This window comes from Flavobacterium sp. (genome assembly GCF_044371705.1).
Lineage (GTDB): Bacteria > Bacteroidota > Bacteroidia > Flavobacteriales > Flavobacteriaceae > Flavobacterium.
This window is the reverse complement of record NZ_JBILTE010000168.1, coordinates 1-5,562: the sequence shown is the minus strand read 5'-3', so window position 1 is coordinate 5,562 and position 5,562 is coordinate 1. Positions and strand designations below refer to the sequence as shown.

At 35.3% G+C, this 5,562-nt stretch carries 5 protein-coding genes; 1 reads left to right on the top strand and 4 read right to left on the bottom strand.

Translation table 11 applies throughout. The annotated features are described in order from the left end of the window. From ACIQ2S_RS10700 to ACIQ2S_RS10685, 4 genes are all read right to left on the bottom strand, one after another. Window positions 1–923: glycoside hydrolase domain-containing protein (locus tag ACIQ2S_RS10700; RefSeq protein ID WP_396175803.1), on the bottom strand; the 923-nt coding region annotated here is incomplete at its 3' end. After that, window positions 914–2,275: a sugar porter family MFS transporter gene (locus ACIQ2S_RS10695; protein WP_396175801.1), complete on the bottom strand. Its 1,362-nt coding sequence runs from the start codon at window positions 2,273–2,275 to the stop codon at window positions 914–916. The genes ACIQ2S_RS10695 and ACIQ2S_RS10700, both read right to left, overlap by 10 nt. 4 nt (window positions 2,276–2,279) lie before the next feature. Beyond that, window positions 2,280–3,110, bottom strand: a complete 831-nt coding sequence (locus tag ACIQ2S_RS10690; RefSeq protein WP_396175799.1) for a sugar phosphate isomerase/epimerase — start codon at window positions 3,108–3,110, stop codon at window positions 2,280–2,282. A 2-nt stretch (window positions 3,111–3,112) separates the two neighbouring features. Next, a complete protein-coding gene (locus tag ACIQ2S_RS10685) occupies window positions 3,113–3,940 on the bottom strand; it encodes a phytanoyl-CoA dioxygenase family protein (RefSeq protein WP_396175797.1) in 828 nt (275 codons plus the stop codon). 170 nt (window positions 3,941–4,110) lie between these two features. On the opposite strand from ACIQ2S_RS10685, the gene ACIQ2S_RS10680 reads away from it, so the two are divergent. Continuing rightward, the gene (locus ACIQ2S_RS10680; protein WP_396175795.1) at window positions 4,111–4,959 is read left to right on the top strand and encodes an AraC family transcriptional regulator; all 849 of its coding nucleotides are present in this window, start codon (window positions 4,111–4,113) and stop codon (window positions 4,957–4,959) included. The last annotated feature ends 603 nt before the right edge of the window (window positions 4,960–5,562 follow it).

The window sequence follows — 5,562 nt, the reverse complement described above, 5'->3', positions numbered from 1 at the left end:
GCAATATTGGAGGGTTGTAACAGTAAATGGTACAAAGAGGTGTAAAATAGTTCTTTTTCTTTTTGGGGAGCTTCAATATCCACGCGGCTTAAATACTTTTCCCATACTTTTTCAGCATGTACCTTTGTTTTTTTAAAATCCCAGTGTGGGATTTCGGTTACCATATTTAATTTAGCACCTTCAATACTTACGGTTGATAAAGCTATTTTTATCTTTAGAATTTTGTTTTTTGTAAGCTTAAAATCAACTTTAAATTTGGGGGCATTTTCTTTTTTTTCTCGCGGCAGTTGGCTGATAGTGGAGTAGGGTGTTTCAAAATGTACAACAAAGAAATACTTTTTTGTTACCCATCCTTTTGTTTTGCAATAGCCTGAGATAGTACCATTGTTTTCAATTTTTATGTCATTTTCCAGAACCAAACTGTCGTTTAAAAATTGAAATCCGTGTTGAAAATCCAGCAGTAGTTTTGCATTTGTAGTAGGATAGGTGTACTGATGAAAAGCGACCCTTTCCGAACAAGTGAGCTCTACTTTAATGTCATCTTTTTTGGTCAATGTGTAGTACCCAACACTTGCTTTTTCTGTATTTTTAAAGTAGCTGTTTTTGAGCTTTATTTTTTTGTCGTGAAAAGGAAGCAAAAGAATGTTGCCCATTTCACCAATGCCTGTACCACTAAAACGAGTTTGCGAAAATCCTAAAAGCAAAGTGTCTTTGTACTGGTAGCCGCTAGTATGGTTCCACCCTGCGATGTTGTTATCCGGACCTGGTTGTACCATACCAAAAGGTAACGAAGGTCCCGGAAATGTATGTCCGGTGCCATCTGTTCCAATAAAGGTGTTTACAAATCTTGAGTTGTTTTGTGCTACGAATGTATGTGTAACTAAAACAGCCATAATATAAAGTAGTGTGCTTCTTACTTCCATAATGTTTCCATTTGTTCGAGTGTTTTGTTTTTGGTTTCTGGAATTTTTTTCCATACAAAGAAAAGTGAGAAGAGGCAGATTACTGAAAATAAGTAAAAGGGAAATGCACCGTTGAATGTATCATTTAACCATTGATTTTCAACCAAAGTCGGAAAAAATTGTGTGACGACAAAATTGGCAACCCATTGTATAAAAACGCTAATTGCCAGTGCTAAACTTCGTATCTTATTGGGAAAAATTTCAGATAATAATACCCAAACGATTGGTCCCCACGAAATACTAAAGGAAGCCATAAACAGCAGTAAAAATGGTAAAACCCAATTGCCTACCGCATCATAGTAAAGAAATGATCCTACTGCTGCCAAAGCTATAGTCATTCCAATAGAGCCAATGTAAAGTAATGGTTTTCTACCCATTTTATCTACCCATTTGATTGCTAACAGTGTAAAAATTAGATTTACAACCCCAAGAATACTGGTTTCTAATAGTGAAGTATCTGCTGCACTACCCAAACTTTTAAAAATTTCGGGAGCATAATACAAGATTGCATTGATACCGGTTAATTGTTGTAAAATTGAAAGTCCGACACCTACAAAAAGGGCTTTTTTAAATAGTGGATTTGCGAGATATTTCCACTGATTCTTATCTTCTTGGTTTAATGAATTTTCAATTTCAGTTTGCACCTGAACTGCATCTTCATCCGTATTTATTTTTTGCAGCACAGCAATTGCTTCAGTGGATTTCCCTTTTTGCAGTAACCATCTGGGACTTTCAGGAATGAGAAATATAAAAACCAGATAGAGAACTGAAGGAATGATTTCAGAACCAAACATCCAACGCCAGCCAATCGTTAGATTCCACTGGGCATCGCCTTGAAGTGCAATAAAGTAATTGACAAAATAAACCACAACAATACCAATGACAATAGCTAACTGATAGTTACCTACCAAGGCACCACGTCTTTTAGGAGGAGCAATTTCTGCAATGTACATGGGTACGACCATGGATGCAATTCCAACACCGATGCCACCAACAATACGAAAGATAACAAACATAGTAAATGAATTGGGTAAAGCGGTTCCTATAGAATTTAAAATGAAGAGAATTGCCGTAATTATCATCGTAGTTTTTCGTCCCAAGCGGTTACTCAAGTAATCAGAAAAAAAGGCACCAATCAAACAGCCAACTAATGCACTGGATATCGCCCAACCTATTTCCACCGGATTTAATTGGAAATATTCGGTTAAGTTTCCAATGGCACCGGAAATTACAGCCGTATCATAGCCAAATAATAGTCCTCCAAGTGCTGCACTCAAGGCAATAAACAGAATATAATTTTTGTTTTTATCCATCTTTTTAAAGGTTTTGTTGTAGATAGTTTTTCATTTGAAGGTTAATTTCCCATTGATTGGAGTGTGGTTGTAGCGTAAATGGTTCTTGTGGCATGTAAGGAAATGGACCAAATTCAGGTGTAATGGTTAGTACCGCTGTATTGCTATTTTTTTGTACTTCAATAATCTCTTTCCACCAAGTTAAATATCGTTCTAAATACGTGTTCCATTCCGGAGCGAAAGGATGGTTAACTTGTGGACTTTGCTCGAATCCAACTCGTGCATGAATATGTTTTATAGAGGGATATATCTTTTCTAATAAATCTTGTTCGTCTGCCAAATTACTTTCGGAAACCACACAAAAATGAGAGAAATCGGCAATAAGTTTTAATTTTGGGTATATTTCTAAATATTTTAAAAGTGTTTTTAAATGGAACGAAAATCTACCTCGATGGATTTCATGCCAAATGGGAATCCCCGCATTTTTTGATATTCGCTCTGTTATTTCAATTATTTTGCAGTTTTCACTAAAGTCATAAAAATCTTTTCCGGTATGTGAATTAATAGCATTGGGTTGTAAGGTTGTTAAAAATTCTAATCGCTCAGCAATCCTTTCCATGTATTGGTTGACTGTTTCTTTTTTATTGGACAGTACTTGTTGAGCAATAAATAGGAAATCACTGTTTACTGTATTTCGTATAATAGTTAGTTCTTCAATAAACTCTGCAATGAAATTAGCATCATCGGGAAGATTTATTTCCACACCATCATAACCATTGGCTATAACATTGGCTAAAAATTCTTTTGCCGATTGATGTTCGCAACCCCAATAAGTACAGATGTATTTGACCCTCATTATTATAGTGAATATAAAATAGGATTAAGGGGCGAATTAATTATCTCACCTATTTTTGAACCGGGACACCAAGTGTTCCAATCGTGTATCTGGTTTTTATTTTCAGGATTTTTTAAAACCATGTCTTTGTCCATGTAAATAATGGTCATTACTTTTCGCATTTCATTGGTTACATTGGCACCGGCACGATGGAACACCCAGCCCGAATGGAAACTAATTTCACCTAAATCAAACGGTTCAATTATGTGCTTGAAATCGGTTACGCGTAGTTTTTTTTGAATGATTTCTTCGCTTTCGTCACCAATTTCCAATTCTCTTCCTTCAACAATTGTGTGACTTCCTGCACTAAACTCAAGTGGTCCCATTTCCAATGGTGTTTCTTGCAAGGGTATCCAAGCTGTAACGGTCTTATCGGTCTCTAATGGCCAATAATATTGGTCTGCATGCCAAGGGGTAATACCGCCGCCAGCTTCTTTAAATAAAGCTTGATCGTGATATAATCGAACGCCTTTAACTTCCATCAATTCTGAAGCAATTTGTGCAATTCGTTTACTGAAAATTAACTTTTTTACACGGTCATTTTCCAACCATAAATTGAATAGTTGTAAAAAGGCTTTTCCATAAGTTGTTCGCTCTTCCAGAGCTATTTGTTCTTGATTCATTACATGAACTTGCTTGCTAATTGCATCGTTAAAGAACCCGATGGTCTCATAGTTTAAAACGTCTTTCAATTTTATGAATCGATTTTTTCGATAAAAATCAATTTGTTCTTGTGTGAGCGAGTAAGGTTTGTTTAGAAATTCGTTAATTGATTTTGGTAGTGTTTCCATGGTATAATCCGATTATGTGATTAGAATAGTATTGTTTTTGACTTTTATCCTTTTTCTCACTACCAAAATTATTCATTCGTTTCTGTTAGATTTAACAGTAAATTGTTTAATTATAATACTATATTGAATTAAATTTGAACATCTTAAAAATATTTTGATAATCATATGCTATGAAAGCTAAATTAGAGGATATACGATCAGAAAAGGGGAGTTCCAGCCTTTATGCCTATCGTGTACAAGTACCTTTTTTTGAATTTAAATGGCATTACCATCCGGAATATGAATTGACTTATATTGTGCAGGGCCGCGGCTACAGGATTGTGGGCAATTCGTATGAGTATTTTAGTGCCGGCGATTTGGTTTTATTGGGGAGTAATTTACCGCATACATGGTCTAGTAAATTAGGTGCTACACCTTATGCGGAAGCGATTGTTATTCAGTTCTCTAAAGAATTTATCGAACCGTTTTTAGGCCTTCATGAAAGCTTCTCCATCAAAAGTATGCTTGAAAATGCACCTCGAGGAATAAACTTTCAAGTGAATCAAGCGTTGGTTTCTAAAATAATTGCCATTACCGAAGCTTCAGGTTTTGATAGAATTTTACAGTTGATCTCGATTTTAGAAGTATTGTCAAAAGAACAAGTACGACTCATTGCTCCTAATACTTTTCACAATGTTGCTTCTAAGAAAAGTGAATTGCGAATCAATAAAGTTTGTACGTTTATACAAAATAACTTTTACCAAAAGATTTCTTTGCAGCAGGTAGCTGAATTGATTTACTTAACTGAAAGTAATTTTTGTAAATTTTTTAAAAAAGCCACCGGAAAAACATACTCTGATTATTTGAACGAGATGCGAATCAATGAGGCTTGTCGAATGCTGGATCAATCCGATCAAACAATTAGCCAAATTTCCTTTGCATGTGGATTTGAAACGCTCAGCTATTTTAATAGAATTTTTTTGAGTAAAAAAGGAATGACGCCTTCGGTGTACAGAAAAGAAAAGCTCAAATTAATTTAATAATCTCGTCTTAAGTTTAGTTTCCAACTGCATAGGTGTGCAGACCTTACAACAATAAAATTACTCCCAACTCCTGATGACGAAGTAGCTCCTAAAAAACAGGATAGCTTCAGCAGGCAATTTTATTCGAATTTCATTACAATCTCCTTTCGAAGCACCGTTTTTTTCCACCCGCCGCGGCGGGCCGGGGGAAAGAAAAGAACAAAGGAAAACAACGGAGTGTTCCTAAAAATTCATGTAATATACTTACTCCCTGTTATTTTAATGTTCATTCAAATTTATTTTATAGTTATGTTATAGCTAAGCAAGTGATAACAAAAAACAGGTAATTGCAAACTAAGTAGTAATCTAATTTTGTCTAAACTCCACATGCCAAGTCGCAGTAATTTGTGTCGGTCAAGCACGCAAGTTCCATTGTTTTTTTCAACTTCTTAAGTGGCCAAAAATGATACGCTAGTTGATGCAATGTCAGATTTTTAGCGGGTGTGTTTGAGAATTGCAATGCGGAAAAACTTCACGGGTGAAGATTGGGAAACGATTTTAGCAAATTATTTATGAGTATAAAATTTGAGGGAAAATACAATCAATTTGAGAGAGAGAAAA

Excerpts from the sequence above, each read along its gene's own strand:
- ACIQ2S_RS10695 (WP_396175801.1), bottom strand. The coding sequence starts at position 2,275 with ATGGATAAAAACAAAAATTATATTCTGTTTATTGCCTTGAGTGCAGCA.
- ACIQ2S_RS10690 (WP_396175799.1), bottom strand. The coding sequence starts at position 3,110 with ATGAGGGTCAAATACATCTGTACTTATTGGGGTTGCGAACATCAATCG.
- ACIQ2S_RS10685 (WP_396175797.1), bottom strand. The coding sequence starts at position 3,940 with ATGGAAACACTACCAAAATCAATTAACGAATTTCTAAACAAACCTTAC.
- ACIQ2S_RS10680 (WP_396175795.1), top strand. The coding sequence starts at position 4,111 with ATGAAAGCTAAATTAGAGGATATACGATCAGAAAAGGGGAGTTCCAGC.